Raw genomic sequence first — 26,528 nt, 5'->3', positions numbered from 1 at the left:
CGGGAACCGATCGAGCCGATGAGGCCGCGGAGCCCGACGGGGCCACGGAGCGCGATGAGGCAGCGGAGCCTGAGCCCGAGGCCGAGCCTGAGCCCGAGTCCGAGCCGGAGCCCGAGGCCGAGTCGGAGGCTCCGGCGGCTGATTCGGGCGTCGTCGCGCCGGATGAAGAGCCGACGGGAGCCGATTCAGCCGACGCCGCCGAGGCCGAGGCCGAGTCCGAGGCCGAGTCCGAGGCATCCGCCGATCCCGACGACCGCGGCTGACGTCACGCCGTCCGGGATTCCGGGACGGGCCCCGCAGAACTCCACGGATCCCCGCGGCCGACGCCGCTGAGCGCGGACTTCGGCCCGTGGGATCGCAGATCCGTGGAGTTCTGCAGCGTGTCGCCGGTGGGGCGGCTCAGTCGGCGCGACCGGCGGCCTCGAGGAAGCGGATGAACACCGAGATCCAGCCGAAGATCAGTGCGAAGACGATGATCTCGAACGCCGTGAGCGAGAAGTAGCCGACCGCCGGAATGAAGAGGATGACCGACGCGATCGTCGCGGCGAAGAACGACCACGACGCGACGAAGTAGGTGCGCGGCATCCCGCGCAGCAGGTTCGGGCCGCTCACGAGCAGCACGATGAACATCGCCGCCATTCCGGAGGCGGACAGGTTGTGGAGCGCGAGGTTCACGTCCACGGGGAAGATGCCGACGCACGCGAGCATCACCCCCATCACGACGAAGAGGACCGGCACGACGCGGGCGCCGCGACGACTCGTCAGCACTCCGGCGTCGACCAGGTCGTCCATGTCGTTGGCGATATACACCGCGAACGTCGTGACGAGCAGACCGCCGGCGATGAGGGTGCCGTTGAAGATCCAGCTCGACAGCGCGTCGAACGAGCCGAGGTGGCTGAAGTGGACAGTCCACCACTCGGGGTCCGGGGTCGTCACCATCGCGGTGAGGGTGCCGATCACGATGAAGGCCATGAGCAGCGACGACATCCGCTGTGTCGTCATGCTCGAGACCGACAGGTCCACGATGTACGCGGACAGCCCGAGCGTGACCGCCATGAGCACCACGGCCCAGAACGGGATCACCGGCAGTCCGATGAACCCGAGCGCGAGCACGCGGTAGAGCGCGTAGGTGGCGAGGAACGCCAGCACAGTGTGCACGATGACGACCGAGATCGTATTGACCGTGAACTTCCACGAGGGGAGTGTGCGGCGCCACTCCTGCCCGGGCCGGCGGCGCGCCCGCCAGTAGCCGACCGTCGACGAGACCGCGGCCACGACGGCTGCGCCGATCGCCGCCCACACGGCGAACGGATCGTCCTCGGCCAGGGTGAGCGTCGGCGTGACGAGGGCGACGATGAGCCCGTACACGCCGCCCAGAGCGCCGCCGGCGAAAGCGAGGTACACCGCCTCGGACTCGACCCGACGCGTCGGCGCGGGCGTTCCGTCGGGTTGGGTCGTGATGCGGGGCGAGGTCATGGCGCCAGTGTAGGACTGCCGGATGCCCCGTCCCCGCGACGCGCTGGACCCTAGGCCGTCAGTGCGCTCGCTGCAGCCAGGGGCGCAGCATCCGCGTGATCCAGGGGAGCACGAGGTACGTCATGACCGGCGTCAGGAGGACAGTCGCGAGAAGGACGCGGAGAACGAGCGGCCACTCCGCGAAACCCGGGACGAAGCCGAGGAGCCACGACGCGAGGAGGTTCGTGGGGAAGAAGCCGAGCCAGATCGTGACGGCCTGCTTCCAGCGGGGCGGCGCTGCGGGAATCGGCTGCTGTACCGGACCGGTCGCGGCTGAGACATCCGCTGCTCCGACGTGGCGAGTCTCGACGTGCGTCGCGAAGGGCGCATCGAACCAGCCCTCGATGCCGGTGCGTCGCTCGACGCGGACCTCACTGGCGAAGGCACGGCCCGAGTCGAGCCACCACGACCGCTGGGACGAGTGCTCCCACGCTTCGAGGGTCGGGATGTCGCGGAACCGGTAGAGCATGTACCAGAGGTCGCTGCCCTCGCCGGCGCGTACCCAGCCCGAGCCGAGGAAGCCCGCGAAGCCGGTCGCGAGATCCGTGCCGGCTTGCATCCAACTGGTCGCCTCGACGGCGCGGGACGGGTCGATGCGTCGTTCGATCGCAACGGTGACGGGATGGGCCACGGGCTCTGCCATGACATCCATTCCACCCGATCGCGAGGGTTCGCGGCGACCTTCGCGTCCTCGGGGGCGTGGTGCGAGGGGGAATCGGGGCAGCCGGCGAGCGTGCGGGGGAGCGCCGTCAGCCACGCGCCGACCGACGCGAAGCCGAAGAACTCGAAGCTGGCGAGGGTGATGAAGCCGGCGGTGAGGAGCACCATTCCGGTGGCGAGGAGGATGACGCAGAGAACGGATGCCGTGCGGAAGCGGCGGCTGAAGCCCGGGATGCCGAGGCTCGTGGCGACGATCGCGAGGAGCGACAGGCCGAGGCCGGCGGCGGCGAAGTCGTGCATCACGACGCTGACGGGGATCGGGATCAGCCCGACGACCGTGAGGTGCATGCCGGCGGACACGACGGCGATGCGGAAGGCACGGGCGGTGCGGCGGCCCGTCGTGGTGGGGAGGACCGTGACGGAGAGGACACCGTACGTCGCGAGGAGGAAACCGGATACGATCGCCGTGCCGTTGAAGACGTGGCCGGACAGGTCGTCGAACGTGCCGAGCTGCGAGAAGTGCAGCTGCCACCACAGCGGGTCGCGCGTGGTGAGGATCGCCAGGATGACGCCGGCGGCGAGTGCGGCCATGGCACCGTGGCTGAAGTGGTGGGCATGGTGACGAGCCCGATGTCGCGGCAGGGCCGGGCGCGCGATCGGGGTGACGCTCAAGCGTTCGGGTAAGGCGAGGAGGGTCAACGGACTCACGTTCTTCGGTGCGGCGACCCCCGAAATCGCCGACCCCCCACGTCGAAAACTTCGGGAATCGTCGGTACTTTGCGGACGCGATCCCCAGATCAGCGGTATTGCCGCTGCGCATATGATAACGCGCTAACGATGTAAACCCCCAGGGTGTATCCGAAATCGGGCATGGGCCGGTTCACAGGATGCACCGCTAGGCTTGTTCGGTCGGCTCTGGACACCGCGATGCGCGGATGGGTTTGTGAGTCCTTGGGGCCGATGGTGGAGGCGCATCTCGCCTCGACGACCATCACTTGAATGGCCCCCGGCCGACGACAGTCCGGGTCTCTCCCTGCCGCGGAAAGCGGCGTCGCACGCGTGCGATCGCGGAGCGCTGTTCTCATGAGAACAACCCAGAAGGACACCCGTGCCCAAGAACAAGAAGCCGGCCGGCGGCCGCGCCGCCAAGAACTTCGAGCCGCGCTACGGCGCCAAGACGAGCTACCAGGACCGCAAGCGCCGGCCCGGGGAGGCATCGGCCGGAAAGCCCGGAAGCAAGAGCCCCGGCCACCGCGGTCACCGCCCCGAGGAGACGGATGCCGCCCCCAAGCGCCGTTGGACCGCGCAGGAGCGCGCCGGACGCGACGAGGCTCGCGGCATCCGCACCCACTCCCAAGGCCGCGACGAACGGCGCTCGTTCGACGACCGTCCCCGTCGGGACGACCGTCCTGCTCGCTCGTTCGACGACCGTCCCCGTCGGGACGACCGTCCTGCTCGCTCGTTTGACGACCGTCCCCGTCGGGACGACCGTCCCGCTCGCTCGTTCGACGACCGGCCCCGTCGCGCCGCGGGCGGCCGCCCCGCCGGCCCCGGGCACCTCGATCGCGTCGATCGCGACGATCGCCGCTCGTTCGGCGACGCCCGTCCGTCCTACCGTCGCGACGACCGTCCGGCCCGCTCGAACGACGACCGTCCGCGTCGCGACGACCGTCCGGCCCGCTCGTACGACGATCGCCCGCGTCGGGATGACCGCCCGGCGCGTTCGAACGACGACCGTCCGCATCGGGATGACCGGCCCGCCCGCTCGTACGACGACCGCCCGCGCAGGGACGACCGTCCGGCGCGCACCTTCGACGACCGCCCTCGCAGGGACGACCGTCCGGCGCGCTCCTTCGACGACCGCCCGCGCAGGGATGACCGGCCGCGTCGCGACGACCGCTCGGCGCGGTCGGACTGGAATGCTCCCGCCCGCACGGCCGCGCACGATGCGCACGTCGACGTGGTGCACGAGCGACTGCAGGCCGAGGCAGTGCAGGCCGGCAAGGTCGCGGACGTGACGTTCGGCGCCCTGGGCCTGGGCGAGAACATCGTGCGAGCGCTCGCCGATCTCGGTGCTTCGACGCCGTTCCCGATCCAGGCGGCCACGATCTCCCCGATCCTCGAGGGGAAGGACGTCCTCGCGCGCGGCCGCACCGGATCGGGCAAGACGATCGCCTTCGGTGCGCCGCTGGTCGAGAGCGTGCTCCGGTCGCAGGCGGGCAAGCGCCGCGAGTTCGGTCGGGCGCCGAAGGCGCTCATCCTCGCTCCGACGCGCGAGCTCGCGCTGCAGATCGACCGCACCATCCAGCCGATCGCCCGCAGCGTGGGCCTCTTCACGACCCAGATCTACGGCGGCGTGCCCCAGGGCCGTCAGGTGGGCGCGCTCAAGAAGGGCGTCGACATCATCATCGGCACCCCCGGGCGCATCGAGGACCTCGTGCAGCAGGGCAAGCTCGATCTCTCCGAGATCCGCATCGCGGTGCTCGACGAGGCCGACCACATGTGCGAGCTCGGGTTCCTCGAGCCCGTGCAGCGCATCCTGCGCCTCACGGCGGACGACAGCCAGAAGCTGCTGTTCTCGGCCACCCTCGACCGCGAGGTCGCCGCGCTGGTCGACGAGTTCCTCGTCGAGCCGGCCGTCTACGAGGTGGCCGGCGAGGATCAGGACTCGGGCACGATCGACCACCGCGTCCTGGTGATCGAGCACCGTGACAAGGCCGAGATCCTGACGTCGCTCGTCGACCGCGACGGCAAGACTCTCGTCTTCGCCCGCACCCGCGCCTACGCCGAGATGCTCGCCGAGCAGTTCGACGACGCCGGCATCTCTGCGCTCGCCCTGCACGGCGACCTCAACCAGGCCAAGCGCACCCGCAATCTCGAGAAGCTGACCTCGGGCCGGGTCCAGGTGCTGGTGGCGACGGACGTCGCGGCTCGCGGCATCCACGTCGACGACATCGACCTCGTGGTTCAGGCCGACGCGCCCGACGAGTACAAGACGTACCTGCACCGTTCGGGTCGCACCGGTCGCGCCGGCCGCACGGGAACGGTGGTGACGCTGATCACGCGCCAGCGCCGTCGCCGCATGACCGAGATGCTCGACCGTGCCGAGATCGACGCGCCCTTCGAGGACGCCCGTCCCGGCGACGACGTCATCGAGGAGCTCACCGGGCGTCAGCTGTCCGGCGTCGACGCCTGACGACCTCAACCATGACGGCCGCTCGTGATCCTCGGATCGCGGGCGGCCGTTCGGCTTGTCGGGCGCGGGCGCGCTCGCGTCGCGATACCGGGGCGGATGCCGGCGCTCAGGCCGGCGCGTCGACCTCGGCGCCGATCTGCGCGACCACGTCCGGATCCGCACCGAGTGAGATGAGTCGCGCCCGCACTGCCCTCGCGGCCCGATCGTAGGGTTCGGTGCTCGCGTGGAGGAGGGAGCGGGTGTTGGCCGCTTCGAGAAACGAGACGAGCTCGAACGTGAGCTGCCGTGCGTCGTCGAGGCCGGGCAGCTCGCCGGCGGCCATCGCGTACTCGATCGACACGGTGAGGTAGTCCTCCCACGCGATCGAGGCCGCGACCACGGCGTCCCGCACCGGTCCGGGCTTCGCGTCGTATTCGACGGACGTGGCGGCGAAGAAGCATCCGCCGCGGAACACGCGCTCGTCGGAGTACGCGAGCCACGCCGAGACGAGGACGCAGACGCGGCCGAGTCCGCGCTCCGAACGAGCGCGGGCCGGCGTGACGACCCGGTCGACGAAGACCTCGCGGGCCGCGGCGACCGTCGCGAGCTGCAGTTGCTGCTTCGAGCCGAAGAGCGTCGCGACTCCGCTCTTGCTGTGCCCGGCGGCATCCGCCAGTCGCCCGATCGTGAGCCCCTCGAGACCGTCGACCGACGCCGTGTCGATGGCGTGCGCCAGGATCACGCGGCGGGACTCGTCGCCCCGTGCGCGGCGGCCGTCGCGGATCTCTTGCGCCATGCCGTCAGGTTACCGTACGATCGTTCGTATTCATACGTACGATCGTTCGTCTACCTGATCGGAGTCGCCATGGATCTCGCTCTCTCGACCGCCGGCGCCGCAGTTCGCGGCGCGGGCCGCCTCTCGCCACGAGGAGGAGCGGCGATCGCCCTGCCGCTCTTCGGACATGTCGCGCGACCGCGACCGGTCCACGGCGGCGACCGCTCGACGATGGAGGGGGCCCGGCGCTCGGTCGTCCGCGTCCCCGGCCTCGATCGCCGCGGCGCCGACGTGTCGACGTACGAATGGGGGCACGGCTCGGAGGTCGTGGTGCTCGCGCACGGCTGGAACGGCCGCGCGAGCCAGTTCGCCACGCTCGTGCGCGAGCTCGTGTCGGAGGGATGGCGCGTCGTCGCCTTCGATGCCCCCGCTCACGGCGAGACGCCCGGCCGCGGGACGTACCTCATCGACTGGATCGACGCTCTCGCCGAACTGCAGCGCCGGCACGGCCGCATCCACGCGGTCGTGGGGCACTCCTTCGGCGGACTCGCGGCGCTCGTCGCCGTGGGCGCCGGCGTCCAGGCGGATCGGGTGGTGACGATCGCGGCGCCCGCCGACGCCGACCTGCTGCTGACGCAGTTCCAGGCGATGCTCGGGTACGACGACCGAACGGCTGCCGCGCTCCGCAGGCGCTTCGCCGCGCGGTATTTCCCGGGAGAGAGCGACCCGTTCGCCCGGCTGTCGGCGCTCCGGCGTCCGCTTCCGGCGAGCGCACTCCTTCTCGCCGTGCACGACGAGGGCGATCGCGTGGTGCCGTTCGGGGAGCTCGCACGTCTGAGGGACGCGCACCCGCACGCGAGCATGCTCGCGACGCAGGGTTTCGGGCACAATCGCGTGCTCACCGCTGATCCCGTGCTCGACGCGGTGGTGGACTTCCTTGCGCAGCCGTCGGCGGTGACGCTGCCCGGCGCCGCTGTGCGCGCAGCGGTCTGATCCCTCAGAACAGGCGCGGCTCCGCCGCTGTGGCGGATGCCGCTGCCCGGCCGCGCGAGGTCGTGACCACGCCCGCCGCCCGGGCGTCGGCGCGCGCGGCGAGCCCCGCCACCGGGGTGCCGCGCGGGTGGTCGTCTTCGGCATGGCCGTCGAGCCGGTGCACCCGCAGCAGCGGCCGCACGCGCTTGGCGAGCCACGCCCGATAGGCCTTCGGCGCGTTCGCCGACGCACCGGGATAGAGGCCGAGGTAGGACGACACGAGTTCGGGATGCTCGCGCTGCAGCCACTGCATGAACCACTGCTTCGCGCCGGGACGCAGGTGCAGGGCGCCGTACACGACCCGCACCGCACCGGCCGCCTTTATCCGCGTGAGCGCGTCGTCGATCGCGGCGATCGAGTCGGTGAGGTGCGGCATGATCGGCATCAGGAACACCGTCACCCGGAATCCGGCCTCGGTCGCCGCGCGCACGGTCTCCAGGCGGGCGGCTGCCGTCGGCGTGCCGGGCTCGATCACGTGCTGCAGCGCATCGTCGAAGACCGCGATCGACATCGCGAGCGACACGTTCACGTGCTGCGCGGCATCCGTCAGCAGCGGCAGATCGCGGCGGAGCAGCGTTCCCTTGGTGAGGATCGAGAACGGTGTGCCCGACTCCGTCAGCGCGCCGACGATGCCGGGCATGAGCCGGTAGCGGCCCTCGGCCCGCTGGTAGGGGTCGGTGTTGGTGCCGAGCATGACGGGCTGGTGCGTCCAGCTGCCACGGCGCAGCTCTTTCCCGAGCACCTCGGCGACGTTGATCTTCACGATCACCTGCGAATCGAAGTCGCGCCCGCTGTCGAGCTCGAGGTACTCGTGCGTGCCCCGAGCGAAGCAGTTGTGGCTGATCACGCCGTTCGCGACGAAGTCGCCGGTGGACGTCGTGATGTCGATCATGTCGATGCTCTCGCCGAGATCCTCGATCGCGATGATCCTCAGCGGGGTGACGGTCTTCACTGCGGTGCCGATCATGTCGAGCTTTCGCGTGATCGCCGGCTGCGTGAGATCGAAGAATCGCCGTCGAGCCGGAGGGCCGCCGGTGAGCCGGATAGACACGACGCCGTCACGGTAATCGTCGGATTCTCCCGAGCCCGCCGGCTGACCCGCGGTGCCGAATCCGAGGAGGCGGTTGTTCAGCGTCAGGAAGGGGCGCTGACCGCTCGATGCGGGCTGGACGAACTTCCAACCCCGCTCGGTGAGGAAGCGGTGGTCGCCGCTGGCGACGATCTCGGTCCCGTCGCTCACACGAACGCGATAGGCCGGCTTGTGGGTTCCCCACTTCGCGCTCACCAATGACGGGACATATCGGCGGTGGGCCCCGTCGCGGCGCGTGCCGACGACGACATCGCCGATCCGGATGTCACGCAGCGGCTTCGTGCGTCCGTCGGCCATGAGGATGCCCGTGTCGGGATGGAGGCAATAGACACAAGCGTGGCTGCAGCCACGGTAGGGGTTCACGGTCCAGTCGAATGGCATCGCGGAGGCGCCGGGGACATGGTTCAGCGCCGTCTTGCAGAGGACCTCGTGGAATGTGACGCCGGCGAAGTCGGGTGTCGTCACCGATTGGACCAGGCCGTTGAGGTGCTCGAGCCCTGGCAGGGCCGAGGCATCCGCCACCCCCAGCTCCTGACCCTGCCAACGCATGAATACATGGGAACAGATGTTCGATACTCTGTCAACCCTTCACGCCGGCGATTCGTACGATAGGTGCGGAGCGCCCCCACGGCTCCGACATCGCGCAGTGTCGCGGCCCCGGATGCGCGCGCGGGCCGTGGGCTGGCTGTCTTCGTGGAACAATGACTCCTGTGACGGCCCCCGGTCCGCCCGATTCCCCCGGGTCTCGTCGCGCGGCCAGAGCGCAGCGCGAAGAGGCTGATCGGCGTGTCCGCGAGGCGTATCCCGACATCTTCTCGCCCGACGTGCCGCCCGAAGGACCCGCCGCCCCTGGCGCGTCTCCGGTGCCGCCCCCTTCGCCGGTGGGACCGCCGCTGCCGTCGCTGCCGCCACCGCCGCGCACCCGACGCCCCGTGCGCGCCGAGACCGCCCCGGTGCCCGACCAGCCCGTCCGCCACGCCCGCACCCGGCCGAATCGGCGCCTGCTCGCCGCGGTGCTCATCGCCGCGCTCTGCGTCCTGCTCATCGGTCTGACGGTGGCGGTCATCGCGTTCGTGGCGGGCCGCGCCGCCGACGATGCCGCCGTCGCTTCGGTCGCGGCCGCCCAGGCCCCGCCCCCCGTCTCACAGCTCCCGGTTCCGACTCTCGAGCAGAGCCCCGTCTCGGCCGACATCTGCTCGCGACCAGCTGTCGTCTCCGCCCTCGAGGCCGGCGACGACACCGCGGCGATCGAGGCAGCCGGGGGCGCGGAGTGGTTCCGCATCGCCGTCGCCGGCGGCGACGCCCCGTGCATCGACCTCGCCGATCCGACGCGGCTGTGGGTCGTCATCAACAAGACGCGCCAATACGATCCCGTGGACTACTGGCCGGCGGACCTGATGTTCCCCGACGGCGTGCGCAGTCTCGAGGGCGGATCCCTGCGAGCGGATGCCTCGGCCGCCCTCACCGCCATGGTCACGGCTGCCCGCGACGCCGGCGTGGGGGAGATCGCCCTGATGAGCGGATTCCGCTCCTTCCCGTCCCAGATGGCGACGTACGGGCGGCACGTCGACTCGCGGGGAACCGAGGGCGCCGACCTCGTGAGCGCGCGCCCCGGGTACAGCGAGCACCAATCGGGGCTCGCCGGTGACGTCGTGCCGTGCGCAGGGCCCTGCGGGACCCTCGACGACCTCGCGGCGAGCGCGCAGGGCGAGTGGGTGGCCGCGCACTCGTGGGAGTACGGGTGGATCGCCCGGTACGCCGAGGGATCGACCGACGTGACCGGATACCTGCCGGAGCCGTGGCATCTGCGCTACATCGGGCCGGAGCTCGCCCGCGCGTACCACGACGGCGGGTGGAAGACGCTCGAGGAGTTCTTCGGCCTTCCGCCGGCTCCGACCTACGTCGGCTGACGCGGAAGCCCGGGTGGAGGCATCCCACAAATCCCGGTACTGAGTTCCAGAAACTTTAGGATCCGATCCCACATCGGCCCCGATCGAGTCGGTGCTCACCCATAGGATTCGACAAGGGGTCGCCCGTGGCTGCGTCGCTTCCGACGGCGCGGGCGTCCGCTCGAAGACGAGAGGAAGGCGCACATGGAGCGCGACATCTACGACGAGGATCACGCGGCGTTCCGCGACGTCGTGAAGGAGTTCATCAAGCGGTACGCGTCCGACGAGAAGCGCAAGCAGTGGGACCGCGACGGCGAGATCGACCGGGCCACGATGCGTGCGGCCGGCGAGGCCGGCATCATCGGCCTGTCGGTGCCGGAGGAGTTCGGCGGCGCCGGCATGCTCCAGGACTACCGCTTCCGCGCGATCGTGCTCGAGGAGACCATCGGCGCCGGGCTCGGCTCGCTCGCCGGAGCTCTCGGCATCCAGGACGACCTCGCCGTGCCGTACGTCGTGCACATGGGCACGCAGGAGCAGAAGGAGAAGTGGCTTCCCGGCATGGCGACCGGCGAGATCCTGGGCGCGCTCGCCATGACCGAGCCCGGGGCCGGCTCGGACCTCCGCGGCATCAAGACGACCGCGAAGAAGGTGGACGGCGGCTACATCGTCAACGGCGCCAAGACCTTCATCTCGTCCGGCAAGACCGCCGACATGGTCGTGACCTTCGTCAAGACCGGCGAGGGCAACCGCCCCGACGCATTCAGCCTGCTGATCCTCGAGGACGGCATGGAGGGCTTCGACCACGGCAAGAAGCTCGAGAAGATGGGCTTCCACGGCTGGGACACCGCCGAGATGTCGTTCAGCGACGTGTTCGTGCCCGAGGCGAACCTCATCGGCGGCAAGGAGGGCCTCGGCTTCATCCAGCTCATGATGAACCTGCCGCTCGAGCGGCTGTCGATCGGCGTCGCCGCGGCGGCTGCGGGTGAGGCGGCCTTCGTGTGGACGCGCGACTACGTGCTGAGCCGCGAGGCGTTCGGCCAGCCGATCGCCGACTTCCAGAACACGCGCTTCAAGCTCGCCGACATGGCCACGACCGTCGACGTCATGTGGGCCTACACCGACCGCGCGATGATGCTCTACAAGGATGAGAAGCTCACCGCCGAAGAGGCCGCGAAGGTCAAGTTCTGGACGACCGACCGCGAGGCGGAACTGCTCGACATCGGCGTGCAGCTGCACGGCGGCTACGGATACATCACCGAGTACCCGATCGCCCGCGCCTATCTCGACGCCCGCGTGCACCGCATCTACGGCGGTACCAACGAGATCATGCGCGACCTCGTCGCGCGCCAGATCGTCGGCAAGCGCTAGGACACCTCGCACCGGATGCCGCGGCCCGGCCCCTTTCCGAGGGGCGCGGGGCCGCGGCATCCGTCATTCCGCGGGGGTCGTGGGGACGAGAACCAGGTGAGCCGTCAGTGAGGCGTCCGGTCAGCTCTGGCCGGCGGGACCGGCTCCCGCCCCGAGACCGCGCGACGCGAGCCCGCGGCGGCGGGCGAGGCGGGCGACGCCGGCGCGCTTGAGGCGGTCGGCGATGAGGATGCCGAGACCGACGCCGACGAGGCATCCGGCGATCGTCAGCGCGAAGAAGGCGACGGTCGCCCAGGCCGGCATGGTCCAGAGGTCGAACGACGCCGCTGCGGCGATCGGGTAGACGATGCCGACGAAGACGGCACCGGCGTAGTACTGCCACGTGCGCCAGGAGCGGTAGATGGCGAGGAGGAACGGGATCTCGGCGAAGAGCGCCCACCATAGCGCCGCACCCAGGAACGGAAACGCGACGAGCCCCGAGATGAGGCCGACCAGGATGCCGGCGAGCGGCCGTTCGAGCAGGCGCAGGGCGACCGTCGCGGGCAGCAGCCACAGGCCCGCGAGCGCGACCGACGCGAACGGCACCGTTGCGAAGAGCACGGTCGACACCCACCCCGCGGCCCACAGCAGCACGCCGCCGGCGACGCCGATCGCGGCGCACGTGAGCAGATAGGAGGTCGCGACGCGGCTCATGCGCGGGCCTCCGCCCCGGCCAGCTGCGACTTCGGGGTGGGCGAGGCGGTGCCGACGCGCCAGTAGCCGCAGAAGCTCACCGACTCCTTCGGCACGCCCCGCTCGTTCACGAGGTGGCGGCGGCCCTCGGTCGGCAGCTCCTGCTCGCCGACGATGTAGGCGTGGAACGGGGCATCCGGAAGCGACGCCTCGCGCAGCGCATGCAGGGCCGGCGCTCCCGGCTTGACGTCGTGGTCGCGCACGATCCACTGCACGCGGACGCCCTCCGGATGCGCGAACTCGAGTGCGTCCTCGGCCGAGGGCACCTCGACCACGGCGAGGCCGGTCGCGTCGTCCGGGAGCGACGCGCACACCCCGGCGATCGCCGGAAGGCCGGTCTCGTCGGCGACGAGCACGACCCGGTCGGTGCCGCGCTCGGGATTGAAGGCCAGGCCCTCGTCGATCACGACGACGCTCTCGCCGGCCTCGCAGGTCTCCGCCCAGCGGGACGCGGGACCGGCCGTGCCGTCCTCGGCCGAGCCGTGGAGGACGAAGTCGACGTCGAGCTCGGCGCCGCGGTCGTCGGTCGCGGAACGGAACGCGCGCACCGTGTAGTTGCGCATGACGGGCCGCACGCCGTCGGGGATGCGCAGGTAGCGCAGGTAGCCGAAGAGCTTGTTCGCCTTCGCGGGCAGGCGGTCCAGACCCTCGTCTCCGCCGAGCGGCAGGAACAGCCGGAACCACTGGTCGTACCCCATCGGCCGGAACGCGTCGATCTCGGCTCCGCCGAACGTCACGCGCATCCAGTGCGGTGAGAGCCGCTCGCGCCGGAGCACGGTGAGGTGCACCAGCCCCTGGGTCTCGGGCTTCACGAGTCTGCTGGCGAGGGCCATGATCCTCCGTCGGGGGTCGGTGTCGGGGTCGGTGTCATCGGTCGGGCGGTCATCGGTGAGCCGACTCACCGGCGGCGGCCCGGTCATGCCAGACCCCACGGGAAGAAGAACCAGAAGATCGCCGCCGACACGGCCCACAGGAGCACGATGAAGACGACATCGCGGGCACGGAACGGGACGAGGTGGCGCTCGGTGCGATCGGGGTGGGCGCCGAACGCACGGGCGTCCATCGCGAGCGCCACACGCTCCGCGTGGCGGATCGCGCCCGCCATCAGCGGCACGATGTAGCCGAACCAGCGCGCGAGTGCGGCGAACGGACCGCGTCCGCCGTGCGCTCCGCGCACGCGGTGAGCCTGGCGGATCACCTCGAGCTCGTAGCCGAACCGCGGCACGAACCGGAACGCGGCGAGGGCCGTGTACCCGATCCGGTAGGGCACGCGCAGCTGCTGCACGGTCGCCCGCACGAGGTCGGGTCCGGTCGTCGAGAGTCCCGCGATGAGGGTGAGGGCGACGATCGCCGCGATCCTCAGGCCGGTCGCCATGCCGATCTCCAGGGCACCGCCGTAGAGCGTCCACCCGCCGAGCTGCAGCACGACGACGGACTGGTCGACCCGGGAGGGATCGGTCCACAGCGAGAACCCGACGCCGATGACCGCCGCACCGATCGGCAGGGCGAGCAGCAGGGCCGCGAGCCGCGCCGTGAAGCGCACCCCGACGAGCAGGATCGCGTAGCTCAGGGCGAGGAAGGTCAGCGGCGTCGCGGCATCCCGTACGAACACCAGCAGCGCCATCGCCGGCAGCGGTGCCCCGAGCTTCGCCAGCGGGTTCAGGCGGTACAGGAATCGCACGGGCCCGGCGGGCAGCGGGGCGGCGTAGGGGTCGAGGGTCGCGCGCACGCCCTGCGTGGCGGTGAGCGGGCCGGTCACGTCGCCTCCGTCCCGTCGGGCAGGTCGGCGATGCGCGCGACGGCGGTGAGCTGCGGATGCTGCTCCAGGCCGTGCAGCGCACGTCGCAGCGGCGGCAGTCGCAGCCCGGCGCGGTCGATGAGATCGGCGTCGCCGAACACGTCGGCGGTCGGCCCGGCCGCGAGGATCCCGCCCTCCGCGAGCACGACGGTGCGATGCGCGTGGTCCGTCACGAGCTGCATGTCGTGCGTCACGACGACGATCGTGGTGCCCTCGGCGTTCAGCTCGCTGAGGAGGCCGAGCAGCTCGTCGGCGCGGGCGCGGTCCTGGCCGAACGTCGGCTCGTCGAGTACGAGCACCGGGGCGCCGGCCACGAGGGCGGTGCCGACGGACAGCCGTCGTTTCTGCCCGCCGGAGAGGAGGAACGGGTGCGCATCGGCGCGGCCCTCGAGTCCGAATCGGCGCAGCAGCGCCATCGTGCGCGTGCGGACCTCGTCTTCGGGAAGGTGCTGGCGGCGCAGGCCGTGCGCGACCTCGTCGAACACCGTGTGCGCGATGAACTGGTGCTCCGGATTCTGGAACACGAAGCCGATGCGCGAGGCGAGGGTGCGGGAGTCGGTGCGCCCCACGTCCAGCCCGGCGACGTGCACGGTGCCGCGCGGCGGGGGGACGACGCCTGCCAGCGCCTGGATCAGGGTCGTCTTGCCGGCGCCGTTCGCCCCGACGATCGCCGTGAACTCGCCGGCGGAGATGTCGAGGTCGACGCCGTGGAGCACTTCGACGCGACCGCGCCGCACGGTGAGGCCGCGCACCGAGATGAGCGGAGCGGATGCCGCGTCACCCGCACCGTCCGTGGGCGCCGCGACCGCGCGGGGAGCCGCAGCGGCCGGCGTGACGGCGTGCGCGGGCTCGGCCTCCAGGCCGATGCGCAGCTCATCCGGGGTGAGGGGAAGCGGGTCGAGGGCGTAGCCGGCGCGCCGGAGCCTGAGCGCGGCGATCGTCGACACGGGGAGCCACACTCCCATCGCGTGGAGATCGGCGGCCCGGCCGCGCAGCACCTCGTCGACGGTGCCGTCGGCGGCGACCCGCCCGTCGTGGTCGAGCACGACGACCCGGTCGACGAACCCGACGGCCGCGTCGAGGTTGTGCTCGACCAGGAGGATCGCCCGGTCGCCGGACGCGACGAGCTCGCCGAGTGCGGCGTAGACCTCCTCGATGCCCCGGGGGTCGAGGTTCGCCGTCGGCTCGTCCAGCACGAGCAGCGGCGATCCCATCGCCAGCGCGCACGCGATCGCCAGGCGCTGACGGCCGCCCCCCGAAAGGCGATCGGGGTTCTCTGCCCGGCGGTCCCACAGGCCCACTCGGCGCAGCGCGGACTCGGCGCGCTCGAGCACCTCGGTCACCGGCATCCGGAGGTTCTCGGGGCCGAACGCGACCTCATCGAGCAGAGTGCCTGTCACGAGCTGCGCATCGGGGTCCTGGAAGACCATCGCCACCCGCGTGCTGAGCTCGGCGACGGTGGTGGCTGCCGTGTCCAGGCCGTCGACTTCGACCGTGCCCGTCACCTCGGCGGGAACGGCATGCGGGATGAGACCGTTGAGCGCCAGCGTGAGGGTCGACTTGCCCGAGCCGCTCGGCCCGAGGAGGAGCACCACCTCGCCGGCGGCGATGTCGAAGGTGACCGATGCCGGCGTGGGGGCGGCTTCGCCGTCGTGCGTCACGCCCAGACCCCGCACGCTCACGAGGGGTGCGAGGAGGTCCGCCGCGGGCGCGGCGGACGGGTCGCGCTCGGGTGAGGACACAGGACTTCCAGTCGGACGGGTCTACTTAGTATCTCCTAACTTAGTAGACCCTTACCCGCAGGCAGAAGCCGGAGCTCAGCCGCGGCTGCGGCGTGGGACGCCGGCCCGCCGGAGCGCGCGCCCGATGGCGAGGCCGACGGCGGTCCACAGGACCGGGCCGAGCACGAACAGCGCGACGTAGACGATCTGACCCCAGAGCGCGAAGCGCGAGACGTCGGCGGCGAACCAGATCGCGGCGGCGATGACGATGCCGATGATCACGGCCGAGAGGAAGAAGCGCCACGGCTCCCAGCGGCGGTAGCGGGATGCTGCGGCGATGAGCTCCTGCAGGCCTCCGATGAGGATCGCGGTCCCGACGTAGCGACCGATCCAGACCGGCACGACGGCGCTTGCGACCAGCGCCGCGATGAGGTGCGTGATGAGCGCGACCCAGGGTGCCCGCAGCAGCTCCTGGGCGATGACTCCGGGGAGCACGTGCACGCCGAGGATCAGTCCGTAGAGGATCGGTGCGGCTGCCGAGACGGGAGCGCTGACGGCGCCTGCGCCGGCCTGCAGTACCCCCGCGGCCACGCCGATCGCGGCGCAGGTGAGCAGAACGCTCGTCGAGAGTCGGGAGGGGTTGGCCACCTGCCCAGCGTACTGTCCGGCGACTCCGCGTTTCTCACGATTTCCTCATCTGCGACTGGTGGTGCGGAAGTTACGTTTGAGCCTGTTGCGCCCCGAAGGCGTGGCGCAACATCACTCCTGCACACCTAGATGGAGGACTCTCATGGGTCGAACCTCCGTGCGAGCAGCAGCGGTCGTCACAATCGCCGCACTGTTCACCGGCACAGCAGCCACCGCAAGCTTCGGGGCAGCGCCGGAGGAGGTGAGAACCCCCGTCCCGATCGATTCCCCCGCCGGTCGCTACATCGTCCTGCTGAAGGACGCCCCCCTGGCGACTTACGAGGGCGGCGAGACCGGCATCGCGCGCACCAAGCCCGCCAAGGGCAAGCAGCTCGACGCGCACTCCGCGAACTCGCAGAAGTACATCGCGCACCTGAAGAAGCAGCAGCAGGATGTCGCGGCCGACGCCGGCGTCGAGCCCGCCACCACGTACCAGGTCACGCTGAACGGCTTCGCGGCCGACCTCAGCGGCGCCGAGGTCGCCGAGCTCCGCGGCAGCAAGGACGTTCTCGCGGTCTACCCCGACGAGATCTACCACCCCACCGCCACGCCGTCGACCGAGTTCCTCGGACTCGGCTCGGGCGACAAGGGCACCGGCGGGGTCTGGGACGCCGTGGGCGGCGTCAAGGAAGCCGGCAAGGGCGTGGTCGTCGGCGTGATCGACACCGGCATCGCCGCCGACAACCCGTCGTTCGCCGGAGCCCCGCTCAAGAAGCGGGCCGGCTCCGACCCATACACGACGGGCGGCGACACGATCGTCTTCAACAAGGCCGACGGCGGCCAGTTCCGCAGCACGATCGAGATCGGCGAGGGCTGGAACAAGCTCGACTACAACACCAAGCTCATCGGGGCCCGCCACTTCAGCGACGGCGCCGCCGCCGCAGGCTTCGACTTCAGCTACGACTACCTCTCCCCGCTCGACGGCGACGGCCATGGCTCGCACACCGCGGGCACCGCGGCCGGCAACTTCGGCGTGGAGGCCTCGGTCGAGGGGGTCGGATTCGGCAAGATCTCCGGCGTCGCACCGGCGGCGAAGGTCGCCTCGTACAAGGCGTGCTACGTCGGACCCGACGACCTGGTGACCTCGGACGACATCTGCGCCGGAAGCGACCTGCTGGCCGCGATCGACCAGGCCGTCGCAGACGGCGTCGACGTGATCAACTACTCGATCGGCGGCGGGGCCGCGACGACCGTCCTCGCAGCGGACGACATCGCGTTCTTCAACGCCGCCGCCGCCGGGGTGTTCGTCTCGGTCAGCGCCGGCAACGACGGACCGGGCGCCTCGACGGCCGACCACGCGTCGCCGTGGTACATGACGGTCGCAGCATCCACCATCCCCACCTACGAGGGCACCGTGCAGCTGCCCAACGGGTTCGAGGAGGCCGGAGCCTCGGTCACCGTGCCGTTCGGCGAGACCATCACCGGGCCCGTCGTGTACGCCGGTGACGTCGCCAAGGCCGGTGCGGCGCCCGCGGAGGCGGCGCTGTGCTTCCTCGGCACGCTCGACCCCGCGAAGGTCACGGGCAAGATCGTGGTCTGCGACCGCGGCACGAACGCCCGCGTCGAGAAGTCGCAGGAGGTCGAGGCCGCAGGCGGCACCGCGATGATCCTGGTGAACGTCACGTCGGGCTCGCTCGACAACGACTTCCACTCGGTCCCCACCGTGCACCTGAACGCGGAGCACCGCACCCCGCTGCTGGACTACGTGCGCAACACCGCGAACGCGACGGCGACCCTCGTGGGCGACAACGTCACCGGCGTCGAGACGCCGACCCCCGTGGTCGCCGGCTTCTCGAGCCGCGGGCCGATGCTCGCCGACGGCAGCGACGTCATCAAGCCCGACGTCACGGCTCCGGGTGTGGCGATCCTCGCCGCGACGCACAACGCCCCGAAGGATGCCGCGACGTTCGGCTTCAAGTCGGGCACGTCGATGTCGTCGCCGCACGTCGCCGGCCTCGGCGCGCTGTACCTCGGTGAGCGTCCGCTCGCGAGCCCCGCGGAGATCAAGTCGGCCCTCATGACGACGGCCTACGACTCGAAGAACGCCGACGGCTCGACCAGCACCGACCCGTTCGCACAGGGCGCCGGCCACGTCGACCCGACGAAGTACTTCGACGCCGGCCTGCTGTACCTGAGCGGCCCGGCCGACTGGGCGAGCTACCTGCAGGGGCTCGAGCTGTACGACTTCGGCGTCGAGCCCACCGATGCGAGCGATCTCAACCTCGCCTCGATCGGCGTCGGATCGCTCGCCGGTCCGCAGACGGTGACCCGCTCGGTCACGTCCACCAAGGCAGGCACCTTCACGGCGTCGGCCGATGTCCCCGGCATCGACGTGACCGTCGAGCCGAGCACGCTGTCGTTCTCGAAGGCCGGTGAGACGAAGACCTTCACGGTCACGCTCGCCAAGGCCGACGCGGACGTCGAGGCGTGGTCGACCGGGTTCCTCACCTGGACCGGCGCGAACACCTCGGTGCGCTCGCCGATCGCGGTGTACCCGGTGACGGCGGATGCTCCGGCCTCGGTCGAGGGCAGCGGCGCCGACGGCAGCGTCGAGGTCGAGATCACGCCCGGCTTCACCGGCGATCTCGCACTGAACCTCGCGGGTCTCGCCAAGGAGCAGGTGCTCGTGGACGGCGACGAGACGACCGGCGAGGCCGAGGACGGCTACAGCTACTACCTGGTCGAGGTCGAGGAGGGCGCCGAACTCGCCCGCTTCGCGCTCGACTCCGCGGACGACGCCGGGTCGGACCTCGACCTGTTCGTCTACCGTGTCGTCGGTCCGGAGGACTGGCGCTACTACGAGACGTGGACCTCCGCGTCGGCAGCCGCCGACGAGACCGTCCAGCTCGCCGCGCCGACCGCCGGCTACTACCTCGTGGAGGCGCACGTGTACTCGCACACCGCGCCGTTCACCTGGCAGGGCACGAGCGCCGTCGTGATGCCGACCGGCGAGGGCGCGCTCACCGCGACCCCGAACCCGATCGCCGCACAGGAGAGCGTGCCGACCACGTTCGACCTGTCGTGGTCGGGCCTCACCGCCGGCGACTACTGGGGCGTCGTGCGCTACGGCGACTCCCAGGTGCGCACGGTGGTCTCGGTCGACGTGCCGTAACCACTCGCAGGACGAGGGCGTCCGGGCTTCGGCCCGGGCGCCCTTCTGCGTGCCGCCGGCTCAGACCCGCCGGCGCCGACGCGTGAGGCGCACAGCGGGGAGCGGCGGGGCCGGGATGCGCTCGTCGCCGTGGTCGACCACGCGGCCGAAGCGCGCATCCCTCGCCTCCCAGGCCTCACGGGCTTCGACGATCTCCTCGTGCGTGCGGCCGACGAAGTTCCACCACATCACGATGTCGTCCTCGAACGGCTCGCCGCCGAGGAGGAAGAGCGTCGCCCCGGTGTCACTGGACACCTCGACGGACGTGCGGCGGATGCCGAGATACAGCAGGTGCGCGTCGTCGAGGGCGGTCGGATCCTGGCCGGCGTGGACCGCGGCATCCCCCCGCACGCCCACGAGCGCGTGCTCCCACGCGGGGTCCAGGGGAAGGATCACGCGGGAGCCCGCCGGGACGCGGATCTCGGCACCGACGATCGGGGTGTGGGTCGAGGCCGGGGACGACGCGCCGGCGAAGTCCCCCAGAACGACGGTCGCCGACCCGGCCAGGCCGTCCGCGGCGGCGAGGGCCACCTCCGGCAGCACGTCGTGCTGCTCGAACGCCGGCGCGCCGTGCCGGCGGGACTCGGGGAGGGCGACCCACAGCTGCAGGGCGTCGAGGGGCGCGGCATCCGTCCCCACCGAGTACTCGGAGTGGGAGATGCCCGCGCCGCTGGTCATGAGGTTGAGCGATCCGCGGCGAACGGTCACGTCGCTGCCGACGGAATCGCGGTGGCGCACGTCGCCCTCCAGCGGCCACGTCACCGTCTGCAGTCCGATGTGCGGGTGAGGCTCCACGCGCATGCGCGTGACCTGCGGGCCGAACCGGTCGAGGAAGCACCAGGCGCCCACAAGCGGCAGGTCGCGCTGCGGCAGGGCGCGGCGCACGCTCATCGCGCGGACTCCGCCCAGTGGGACCTCGCGCGCTTCGAGGAGGAGGGCGCGGGGGCCGTCGCAGGAGGCGGATCCCTCAGTCGCGACGGCGTCGTCGGTGTCGAGCCTCGTCATGGCGCATCACTCGGGACGCGGATGCTCGGGCCACACGACGTCCAGCCCGGGGACCTCGTGCTCGTGCAGGTACTTGGCCACGACCGGGCAGTGGGGGACGACGGTCTCGTCGCGGCGGGCAGCATCGGACATCGCCTCGGCGACGACGGTCTGCGCGAGGCCGCGACCGCGGAAGGCGGGATCCACCTCGGTGTGCGGGAAGCGCAGGCGCCCCTCCTTGTCGGGCCGGAAGGTCGTGAACCCGGCGAGCACATCGCCGACGTGGATCTCGTAGCGGCGGTCCTCGTCGTTTCGCACGACGGTGATCTCATCGGTGGAGGCGGGCATCGGCATCCTTTCGTCCTGCTGTTCAACGTACGGGCGACCGGCCGTGTTCCGCCAGCGCACGCCGACCCTCTGGCACCCGGCGACCAGCAGGTCTAGCGTCGGCCTCATCGGCGACCAGCGGCCGGTTCATGGGGGATCGATCCATCCGTTCACGGATTCGAAGGGGAAATCATGAAACGTCCTGCTCTCGCCGCGCTCGCGGCCCTGGCTCTCAGCGCCACGGCGCTGCTGGGCACCTCGTCTGCGGCGGTGGCCGCCGTGCCCGATGGGGCTCCCTACGTCGCCGTGGGCGACTCGATCGCCGCAGGCACCGGCAGCCTGCCGTACACGGATGCCTCGTGTCTGCGATCGAAGAAGGCCTATCCGGACCTGCTCGGCTCGATGCTCGGCGCCGCTCCGCTCAGCGCCGCCTGCGCAGGCGCGACGACGACAGGGGTGCTGCAGCAGCTCGCAGCCCTGGATGCCGCCGGCGCGATCGGCGCCGACACGCAGCTCGTGACGGTGACGTCGGGTGCGAACAACACCGGCTGGCAGAACGCGCTCGCCGTGTGCGGCGGCGGCGACCCGGTCGCGTGCCAGCAGGCGCTGGCCGCGATCGCCGACGTGAGCGACCTGGACGCGGATACGTTCGCGGTGCTGACGGCGATCCGCGCGGCGGCCCCGAACGCGGTGATCGCGATCACCGGGTATCCCCGTCTCTTCGGATCGACGGGAGGCGCCTGCACCATCGGCGGATACCAGGGCGCGCCGGCGAAGGTCACAGCGCAGCAGGCCGCGATCGCGAACAGCATCGTCGACGGCATCAACCTCGAGATCGCCCAGGGTCTGCAGGGGTACCAGTTCGTCTACGCGCAGACCCACGGCGGCATGCTCGACGCCGTCGTGCCGGTGGATGTGAGCGGCGCCTTCGCCGGCCACGCCCTGTGCGACACGGGCGACCGCTGGATCAGCGGCCTGTCGTCGGGCAACAAGTCCGACGGGGCGTTCCACCCGAACGCCGCCGGCCAGCAGGCGTACGCGGCCGCAGTGGCCGCGGCCCTCGCACCGTAGGACGCGGCATCCGCCTCCCCCGGGTCTGCCCCGGCGCCCGGCCTGGCAGACTCGGGGGATGCTCTCGCTCCTCGACGCCGTGCCTCGCGGCGCCGACGACGACACCGCCTACCTGGGATTCGTCGAATGGGCGGCAGACCGCGGGCTGACGCTCTACCCCGCGCAGGACGAGGCGGTCATCGAGATCGTGTCGGGATCGAACGTGATCCTGTCGACGCCGACCGGCACGGGCAAGTCGCTCGTCGCGGTCGCAGCCCACGCCGCCGCGCTGGCCCGCGGGGGCCGCACGTACTACACCGCGCCGATCAAGGCGCTCGTGAGCGAGAAGTTCTTCGCGCTCGTCGACGTCTTCGGTGCGGCCAACGTCGGCATGGTGACGGGAGACTCCTCGGTCAATCCCGACGCCCCCATCGTGTGCTGCACGGCCGAGATCCTGGCGAACCTCGCGCTGCGGCGCGGGGCGGATGCCGACGTCGACCAGGTCGTGATGGACGAGTTCCACTACTACGGCGACCCCGATCGGGGCTGGGCGTGGCAGGTTCCGCTGCTCCTCCTGCCGCGCGCGCAGTTCGTGCTGATGTCGGCGACGCTCGGCGACGTCACGGCGATCGCCGACGATCTCTCCCGTCGCACGGGAAGGCCGACCGCCCGGATCACGGGCGTCGAGCGGCCGGTGCCGCTCTTCTACTCGTACGCCAGGACCCCCGTGCACGAGACGGTGGAGGACCTGCTCCAGACCGGCCAGTCGCCGGTGTACGTCGTGCACTTCTCGCAGGCCGCCGCGATGGAGCGCGCCCAGGCGCTGTCGTCGATCCGCGTGGTCTCGCGCGAGCAGCGCAACGCGGTCGCCGAGGCGATCGGCGGCTTCCGCTTCACGACCGCCTTCGGCCGCACGCTGTCGCGGTACGTGCGCGCCGGGATCGGCGTGCACCACGCGGGCATGCTGCCGCGGTATCGCCGCCTCGTCGAGACGCTCGCCCAGCGGGGCCTCCTGCGCGTGATCTGCGGCACTGACACGCTCGGCGTCGGCATCAACGTCCCCATCCGCTCCGTGCTGGTGACGGCGCTCGCGAAGTACGACGGACAGCGGATGCGGCAGCTCAGCGCCCGCGAGTTCCATCAGATCGCCGGTCGCGCCGGCCGCGCGGGCTACGACACCGCGGGGACGGTCGTGGTCATGGCGCCGGACCACGAGGTCGAGAACGCCGCGGCTCTCGCGAAGGCCGGCGACGATCCGAAGAAGCTCAAGAAGGTCGTGCGCAAGAAGGCGCCGCAGGGGTTCGTGAACTGGAGCGAGGCGACCTTCGATCGCCTCATCGATGCCGAACCCGAGCCGCTCGTGCCGCACCTGCAGCTCACCGCGGCCATGCTCATCAACGTCATCGCCCGCGGCGGCGACGTCTTCGCCAACGTGCGGGCCCTCGTCCGCGACAACCATGAGCCGCGAGCCCGGCAGTTCGAGCTCGCGCGGCGGGCACTCGCGATCTTCCGCACGCTGATGGCCGCCGGCGTCGTCGAGATCGACCGGCAGTCGGGGGAGATCCGGCTGACCGTCGACCTCCAGCCGAACTTCGCGCTCAATCAGCCGCTGTCGCCGTTCGCGCTCGCCGCGATCGGCCTGCTCGACCCGGACGAGGCGCCGGGGGGAGCGGGCACCGGCCATTACGCGCTCGATGTGGTGAGCGTGATCGAGGCGACGCTCGACGATCCGCGTCCGGTCCTGTCGCAGCAGCAGTTCCTCGCACGCGGCGAGGCGGTGGCCGCGATGAAGCGGGAGGGCATCGAGTACGACGAGCGCATGGAGCTGCTCGAGGAGATCACCTACCCGAAGCCGCTCGAGGAGCTCCTGGCCCAGTCGTACGAGGTGTTCGCCTCGAGCCAGCCGTGGGTGCGCGACTTCGAGCTCTCGCCCAAGTCCGTGGTGCGGGACATGTTCGAGCGGGCGATGTCGTTCGCCGAGCTGATCTCCTTCTACCAGCTGGCCCGCAGCGAGGGCCTCGTGCTGCGGTACCTCTCCGACGCCTACCGGGCGATCCGGCAGACTGTGCCGGCGGAGGCGCAGACCGAGCCCCTGCACGACCTCGTCGCGTGGCTCGGCGAGCTCGTGCGGCAGGTCGACTCGAGCCTCGTCGACGAGTGGGAGGCGCTCGTCAACCCCGCCGCCGATCCCGAGGCGCCGGTCGTGCCGCCCGCGCCGCCCTCGGTGCTGACCAATCGCCGCGCGTTCCACGTGCTCGTGCGCAACGAGCTCTTCCGGCGGGTGCAGCTCGCCGCCCTGCAGAAGGACGACGAGCTGCTCGCCCTCGACCCGGACGTCGATTGGCCGGCTGCCCTGGACGCCTACTTCGACGAGCACGACGAGCTGCTCACCGGGGGGCCGGCCCGGTCGCCGAGGCTCGTGACGATCGACGAATCGGATGCCGCAGCCGCCGGAGTCTGGCGCGTCGAGCAGACGATCGACGATCCCGATGGCCACCATGACTGGCGCATCCGCGGCGAGGTCGATCTCGCGGCCTCCGAGGAGGCCGGCACCGCCGTGGTCCGCATCACCGAGGTCCTCCGGCTCTAGGCGTCCTCAGCCGAGTGAGAAGCCGCCGTCGGAGGTCAGGACCTGACCGATCACCCAGGCGCCCTCGTCGGTCGCGAGCCAGGCGATGAGGTTCGCGGGGTCGTCGGGGCGGCCGACGCGGCCGAACGGGGTCGTGCGGACCCACTCCTGGATCTCTTCGAGCGGCCGGTCCGTCGACTCGGGGTCGAGGTAGCCGGTGTTGACGGGTCCCGGATCGATCGTGTTGAGGATGATCCCGAGGTCGAGCAGCTCGGCAGCGACCGTGGGCGTGATGCCGGCGAGCGCCGCCTTGCTGGTCGCGTAGGCGACCTCGCCGCGCATCGGGCCGTGGATCTGCCCGGACGTCATCCAGAACACGCGACCGACGGGCGCGGCGAACGGCTCGATGCGGGCGGCGCGCTCGCCGGGCCGCGCGCCCGGCGCCTTCCCGGTGTGGAGAGCGGCGAAGGCGCGCGTGAGCAGCAGCGTGGACCGTGCGGTGCTGGCCCAGAAGGAGTCCAGTCGCTCGGCGGTCAGGTCGAGCAAGGCGCCGTCCCCTCCGGACTGCGCGTGGTTGCAGACCAGGATGTCCAGGCGGCCGGTGAGAGCCGAGGCGGCGTCGATCACCTCGTCGATCACGGCGGGATCACGCAGGTCGGCATCCAGATCGCCGAACCGGGCCCCGTCGGCCAGAGCAGCGCGCAGCTCGGACCGGACGAGTCCGAGGTCGTCGCCGCCCCACGGCTGTGCGGCGTCGTGGGCCGAGAAGTGGTGGACGAACACATCCGCGCCGAGTGCGGCGAACCGGCGGGCGACGGCGAACCCGATGCCGCGTCGGCGCGAGACCCCGGTCACGAGCGCGGTGCGTCCGCGAAGGGGAAGGTGGGCTGAGGAGACCATGCGATGCCTTTCGGATGCCTCGGCCGTCCGATACGGCCGGTCCGGCGTCTGCGCCGGCGGAACGTGAGCGAAGGCGGGTCATCGGCATTGCATGCGCCCGACGATACCGGACCGGTGCCCGCTCCTCCCCAGGGACGCTGCCGTGCACGACGACTCGTCGGCTGCGGCATCCGACCGTTCCGGCGTCGGGGGCCGCGACTACCCTGGAGGCGATGAGCATTCCGCAGGGCGACCCGTACGCCGACCTCGTGTGGGACCCCGACGAGTTGGCGCCCCCGCCGGAGTTCGACGAGCCGCCCTTCGACGAGCCGTCGTCGCGGTTCGCCGTCCCGACGCCGCCGGGTGATGCTCCGCCTCCCGCCTTCGCCTCGGCGCCGCGCCGCGACTTCGTCGGTGCCGACGCGCGCGCCGTGCTGCACGAGGTGTACGGCTACGACGCCTTCCGCGGTGAGCAGGGAGCGATCGTCGAGCACGTCGCCGGCGGCGGAGACGCCGTCGTGCTCATGCCGACCGGCGCCGGCAAGAGCGTGTGCTACCAGGTGCCCGCCCTCGTTCGCGCGGGCACGGGGCTCGTCGTGAGCCCGCTCATCGCGCTCATGCACGACCAGGTCGACGCACTTCTGGCCAACGGCGTGCGCGCCGCCTATCTCAACTCGACGCAGGCGCCGTACGAGCGCGCGGCCGTCGAGCAGGCCTACCTCGCAGGCGAGCTGGATCTGCTCTACGTCGCGCCCGAGCGGCTCAACACCGAGGCGACGCTGCGGTTCCTCGCGCGCGGCCGGCTCAGCGTGATCGCGATCGACGAAGCCCACTGCGTGTCGCAGTGGGGCCACGACTTCCGGCCCGATTACCTCGCGCTGGGCGACCTCGCCGAGCGCTTCCCGGGCGTGCCCCGGCTCGCGCTGACCGCGACGGCGACGCCCGCCACCCACCGCGAGCTCACCGAACGGCTCCGCCTCCCCGACGCGCGCCACTTCGTCGCGAGCTTCGACCGCCCCAACATCCAGTACCGCATCGATGCCAAGACCGACCCGCGCCGGCAGCTCGCGGCGTTCATCCGGTCGCAGCCCGAGGGCTCCGCGGGAATCGTCTACGCCCTGAGTCG

Annotated in this window: 21 protein-coding genes and 1 pseudogene; 9 read left to right on the top strand and 13 right to left on the bottom strand. The window is 71.3% G+C overall.

From position 1 onward, the window contains the following. The coding region (locus ACE3O1_RS06690) for a hypothetical protein (protein ID WP_374313714.1) at positions 1 to 263 on the top strand (263 nt) is incomplete at its 5' end. Between the two features lie 136 nt (positions 264 to 399). On the opposite strand, the gene ACE3O1_RS06685 is transcribed toward ACE3O1_RS06690, so the two are convergent. From ACE3O1_RS06685 to ACE3O1_RS06675, 3 genes and pseudogenes are all read right to left on the bottom strand, one after another. Beyond that, positions 400 to 1,476 carry a DUF998 domain-containing protein gene (locus ACE3O1_RS06685; RefSeq protein WP_374313712.1) on the bottom strand — a complete coding sequence of 359 codons (1,077 nt, stop codon included), beginning with the start codon at positions 1,474 to 1,476 and terminating at the stop codon, positions 400 to 402. Between the two features lie 58 nt (positions 1,477 to 1,534). Beyond that, positions 1,535 to 2,167 (bottom strand): antibiotic biosynthesis monooxygenase, encoded by a 633-nt coding sequence (locus ACE3O1_RS06680; protein WP_374313710.1) that lies wholly within the window; start codon positions 2,165 to 2,167, stop codon positions 1,535 to 1,537. A gap of 149 nt (positions 2,168 to 2,316) precedes the next feature. Then, positions 2,317 to 2,766 (bottom strand): annotated as a pseudogene (locus tag ACE3O1_RS06675) (DUF998 domain-containing protein); the annotation flags it as partial. 517 nt (positions 2,767 to 3,283) lie between these two features. Here ACE3O1_RS06675 and ACE3O1_RS06670 point away from each other — a divergent pair. Further along, positions 3,284 to 5,371 carry a DEAD/DEAH box helicase gene (locus ACE3O1_RS06670; protein WP_374313708.1) on the top strand — a complete coding sequence of 696 codons (2,088 nt, stop codon included), beginning with the start codon at positions 3,284 to 3,286 and terminating at the stop codon, positions 5,369 to 5,371. A gap of 106 nt (positions 5,372 to 5,477) precedes the next feature. Here ACE3O1_RS06670 and ACE3O1_RS06665 read toward each other — a convergent pair whose 3' ends face one another. After that, positions 5,478 to 6,146, bottom strand: coding sequence for a TetR/AcrR family transcriptional regulator (locus ACE3O1_RS06665; RefSeq protein ID WP_374313706.1), 669 nt, complete (start codon positions 6,144 to 6,146; stop codon positions 5,478 to 5,480). 69 nt (positions 6,147 to 6,215) lie between these two features. Here ACE3O1_RS06665 and ACE3O1_RS06660 point away from each other — a divergent pair, with 69 nt between their 5' ends. Continuing rightward, positions 6,216 to 7,118 carry an alpha/beta hydrolase gene (locus tag ACE3O1_RS06660; RefSeq protein ID WP_374313704.1) on the top strand — a complete coding sequence of 301 codons (903 nt, stop codon included), beginning with the start codon at positions 6,216 to 6,218 and terminating at the stop codon, positions 7,116 to 7,118. A 4-nt stretch (positions 7,119 to 7,122) separates the two neighbouring features. Here the strand turns inward: ACE3O1_RS06660 and ACE3O1_RS06655 are convergent, their stop codons facing one another. Continuing rightward, on the bottom strand, positions 7,123 to 8,796 hold the full coding sequence (locus ACE3O1_RS06655) for an Rv2578c family radical SAM protein (RefSeq protein ID WP_374313702.1): 1,674 nt from the start codon (positions 8,794 to 8,796) through the stop codon (positions 7,123 to 7,125). A 383-nt stretch (positions 8,797 to 9,179) separates the two neighbouring features. On the opposite strand from ACE3O1_RS06655, the gene ACE3O1_RS06650 reads away from it, so the two are divergent. Next, positions 9,180 to 10,157, top strand: coding sequence for a M15 family metallopeptidase (locus ACE3O1_RS06650; protein ID WP_374313700.1), 978 nt, complete (start codon positions 9,180 to 9,182; stop codon positions 10,155 to 10,157). A gap of 183 nt (positions 10,158 to 10,340) precedes the next feature. Further along, on the top strand, positions 10,341 to 11,504 hold the full coding sequence (locus ACE3O1_RS06645; RefSeq protein WP_374313698.1) for an acyl-CoA dehydrogenase family protein: 1,164 nt from the start codon (positions 10,341 to 10,343) through the stop codon (positions 11,502 to 11,504). Positions 11,505 to 11,624: 120 nt separating this feature from the next. On the opposite strand, the gene ACE3O1_RS06640 is transcribed toward ACE3O1_RS06645, so the two are convergent. From ACE3O1_RS06640 to ACE3O1_RS06620, 5 genes are all read right to left on the bottom strand, one after another. Further along, positions 11,625 to 12,197: an ECF transporter S component gene (locus ACE3O1_RS06640; RefSeq protein ID WP_374313696.1), complete on the bottom strand. Its 573-nt coding sequence runs from the start codon at positions 12,195 to 12,197 to the stop codon at positions 11,625 to 11,627. Further along, complete coding sequence (locus tag ACE3O1_RS06635) at positions 12,194 to 13,156, bottom strand: siderophore-interacting protein (RefSeq protein WP_374313694.1); 963 nt, start codon at positions 13,154 to 13,156, stop codon at positions 12,194 to 12,196. The genes ACE3O1_RS06640 and ACE3O1_RS06635 overlap by 4 nt, the downstream gene beginning before the upstream one ends. Next, positions 13,153 to 13,995: an energy-coupling factor transporter transmembrane component T gene (locus ACE3O1_RS06630; RefSeq protein ID WP_374313692.1), complete on the bottom strand. Its 843-nt coding sequence runs from the start codon at positions 13,993 to 13,995 to the stop codon at positions 13,153 to 13,155. The genes ACE3O1_RS06635 and ACE3O1_RS06630 overlap by 4 nt, the downstream gene beginning before the upstream one ends. Next, positions 13,992 to 15,776 carry an ABC transporter ATP-binding protein gene (locus ACE3O1_RS06625; RefSeq protein WP_374313690.1) on the bottom strand — a complete coding sequence of 595 codons (1,785 nt, stop codon included), beginning with the start codon at positions 15,774 to 15,776 and terminating at the stop codon, positions 13,992 to 13,994. The genes ACE3O1_RS06630 and ACE3O1_RS06625 overlap by 4 nt, the downstream gene beginning before the upstream one ends. 75 nt (positions 15,777 to 15,851) lie before the next feature. Further along, positions 15,852 to 16,403, bottom strand: coding sequence for an ECF transporter S component (locus ACE3O1_RS06620; RefSeq protein WP_374313688.1), 552 nt, complete (start codon positions 16,401 to 16,403; stop codon positions 15,852 to 15,854). A gap of 241 nt (positions 16,404 to 16,644) precedes the next feature. Between ACE3O1_RS06620 and ACE3O1_RS06615 the strand changes: the two genes are divergently transcribed. Next, positions 16,645 to 19,554, top strand: coding sequence for a S8 family peptidase (locus ACE3O1_RS06615; RefSeq protein ID WP_374313686.1), 2,910 nt, complete (start codon positions 16,645 to 16,647; stop codon positions 19,552 to 19,554). Between the two features lie 60 nt (positions 19,555 to 19,614). On the opposite strand, the gene ACE3O1_RS06610 is transcribed toward ACE3O1_RS06615, so the two are convergent. Next, a complete protein-coding gene (locus ACE3O1_RS06610; protein WP_374313684.1) occupies positions 19,615 to 20,598 on the bottom strand; it encodes a pirin family protein in 984 nt (327 codons plus the stop codon). Positions 20,599 to 20,604: 6 nt separating this feature from the next. Continuing rightward, positions 20,605 to 20,925 (bottom strand): GNAT family N-acetyltransferase, encoded by a 321-nt coding sequence (locus ACE3O1_RS06605; protein ID WP_374313682.1) that lies wholly within the window; start codon positions 20,923 to 20,925, stop codon positions 20,605 to 20,607. Between the two features lie 171 nt (positions 20,926 to 21,096). Here ACE3O1_RS06605 and ACE3O1_RS06600 point away from each other — a divergent pair, with 171 nt between their 5' ends. Both ACE3O1_RS06600 and ACE3O1_RS06595 read left to right on the top strand, forming a co-directional pair. Then, the gene (locus tag ACE3O1_RS06600) at positions 21,097 to 21,975 is read left to right on the top strand and encodes an SGNH/GDSL hydrolase family protein (protein WP_374313680.1); all 879 of its coding nucleotides are present in this window, start codon (positions 21,097 to 21,099) and stop codon (positions 21,973 to 21,975) included. A 58-nt stretch (positions 21,976 to 22,033) separates the two neighbouring features. Further along, positions 22,034 to 24,544, top strand: a complete 2,511-nt coding sequence (locus ACE3O1_RS06595; RefSeq protein ID WP_374313677.1) for a DEAD/DEAH box helicase — start codon at positions 22,034 to 22,036, stop codon at positions 24,542 to 24,544. Between the two features lie 6 nt (positions 24,545 to 24,550). Here ACE3O1_RS06595 and ACE3O1_RS06590 read toward each other — a convergent pair whose 3' ends face one another. Then, positions 24,551 to 25,423 carry an SDR family oxidoreductase gene (locus ACE3O1_RS06590; protein WP_374313675.1) on the bottom strand — a complete coding sequence of 291 codons (873 nt, stop codon included), beginning with the start codon at positions 25,421 to 25,423 and terminating at the stop codon, positions 24,551 to 24,553. Between the two features lie 212 nt (positions 25,424 to 25,635). On the opposite strand from ACE3O1_RS06590, the gene ACE3O1_RS06585 reads away from it, so the two are divergent. Further along, positions 25,636 to 26,528 (top strand): RecQ family ATP-dependent DNA helicase (locus tag ACE3O1_RS06585; RefSeq protein WP_374313672.1); only part of this gene is annotated, 893 nt, incomplete at its 3' end.

The sequence above is a fragment of the Microbacterium sp. genome, assembly GCF_041909575.1.
In the GTDB taxonomy this organism is placed as follows: domain Bacteria; phylum Actinomycetota; class Actinomycetes; order Actinomycetales; family Microbacteriaceae; genus Microbacterium.
This window is presented reverse-complemented; position numbering and strand designations above follow the sequence as displayed.

Excerpts from the sequence above, each read along its gene's own strand:
- ACE3O1_RS06685 (WP_374313712.1), bottom strand. The coding sequence starts at position 1,476 with ATGACCTCGCCCCGCATCACGACCCAACCCGACGGAACGCCCGCGCCG.
- ACE3O1_RS06655 (WP_374313702.1), bottom strand. The coding sequence starts at position 8,796 with ATGCGTTGGCAGGGTCAGGAGCTGGGGGTGGCGGATGCCTCGGCCCTG.
- ACE3O1_RS06610 (WP_374313684.1), bottom strand. The coding sequence starts at position 20,598 with ATGACGAGGCTCGACACCGACGACGCCGTCGCGACTGAGGGATCCGCC.
- ACE3O1_RS06600 (WP_374313680.1), top strand. The coding sequence starts at position 21,097 with ATGAAACGTCCTGCTCTCGCCGCGCTCGCGGCCCTGGCTCTCAGCGCC.
- ACE3O1_RS06595 (WP_374313677.1), top strand. The coding sequence starts at position 22,034 with ATGCTCTCGCTCCTCGACGCCGTGCCTCGCGGCGCCGACGACGACACC.
- ACE3O1_RS06645 (WP_374313698.1), top strand. The coding sequence starts at position 10,341 with ATGGAGCGCGACATCTACGACGAGGATCACGCGGCGTTCCGCGACGTC.
- ACE3O1_RS06660 (WP_374313704.1), top strand. The coding sequence starts at position 6,216 with ATGGATCTCGCTCTCTCGACCGCCGGCGCCGCAGTTCGCGGCGCGGGC.
- ACE3O1_RS06590 (WP_374313675.1), bottom strand. The coding sequence starts at position 25,423 with ATGGTCTCCTCAGCCCACCTTCCCCTTCGCGGACGCACCGCGCTCGTG.
- ACE3O1_RS06665 (WP_374313706.1), bottom strand. The coding sequence starts at position 6,146 with ATGGCGCAAGAGATCCGCGACGGCCGCCGCGCACGGGGCGACGAGTCC.
- ACE3O1_RS06605 (WP_374313682.1), bottom strand. The coding sequence starts at position 20,925 with ATGCCCGCCTCCACCGATGAGATCACCGTCGTGCGAAACGACGAGGAC.
- ACE3O1_RS06680 (WP_374313710.1), bottom strand. The coding sequence starts at position 2,167 with ATGGATGTCATGGCAGAGCCCGTGGCCCATCCCGTCACCGTTGCGATC.
- ACE3O1_RS06640 (WP_374313696.1), bottom strand. The coding sequence starts at position 12,197 with ATGAGCCGCGTCGCGACCTCCTATCTGCTCACGTGCGCCGCGATCGGC.
- ACE3O1_RS06635 (WP_374313694.1), bottom strand. The coding sequence starts at position 13,156 with ATGACCGGGCCGCCGCCGGTGAGTCGGCTCACCGATGACCGCCCGACC.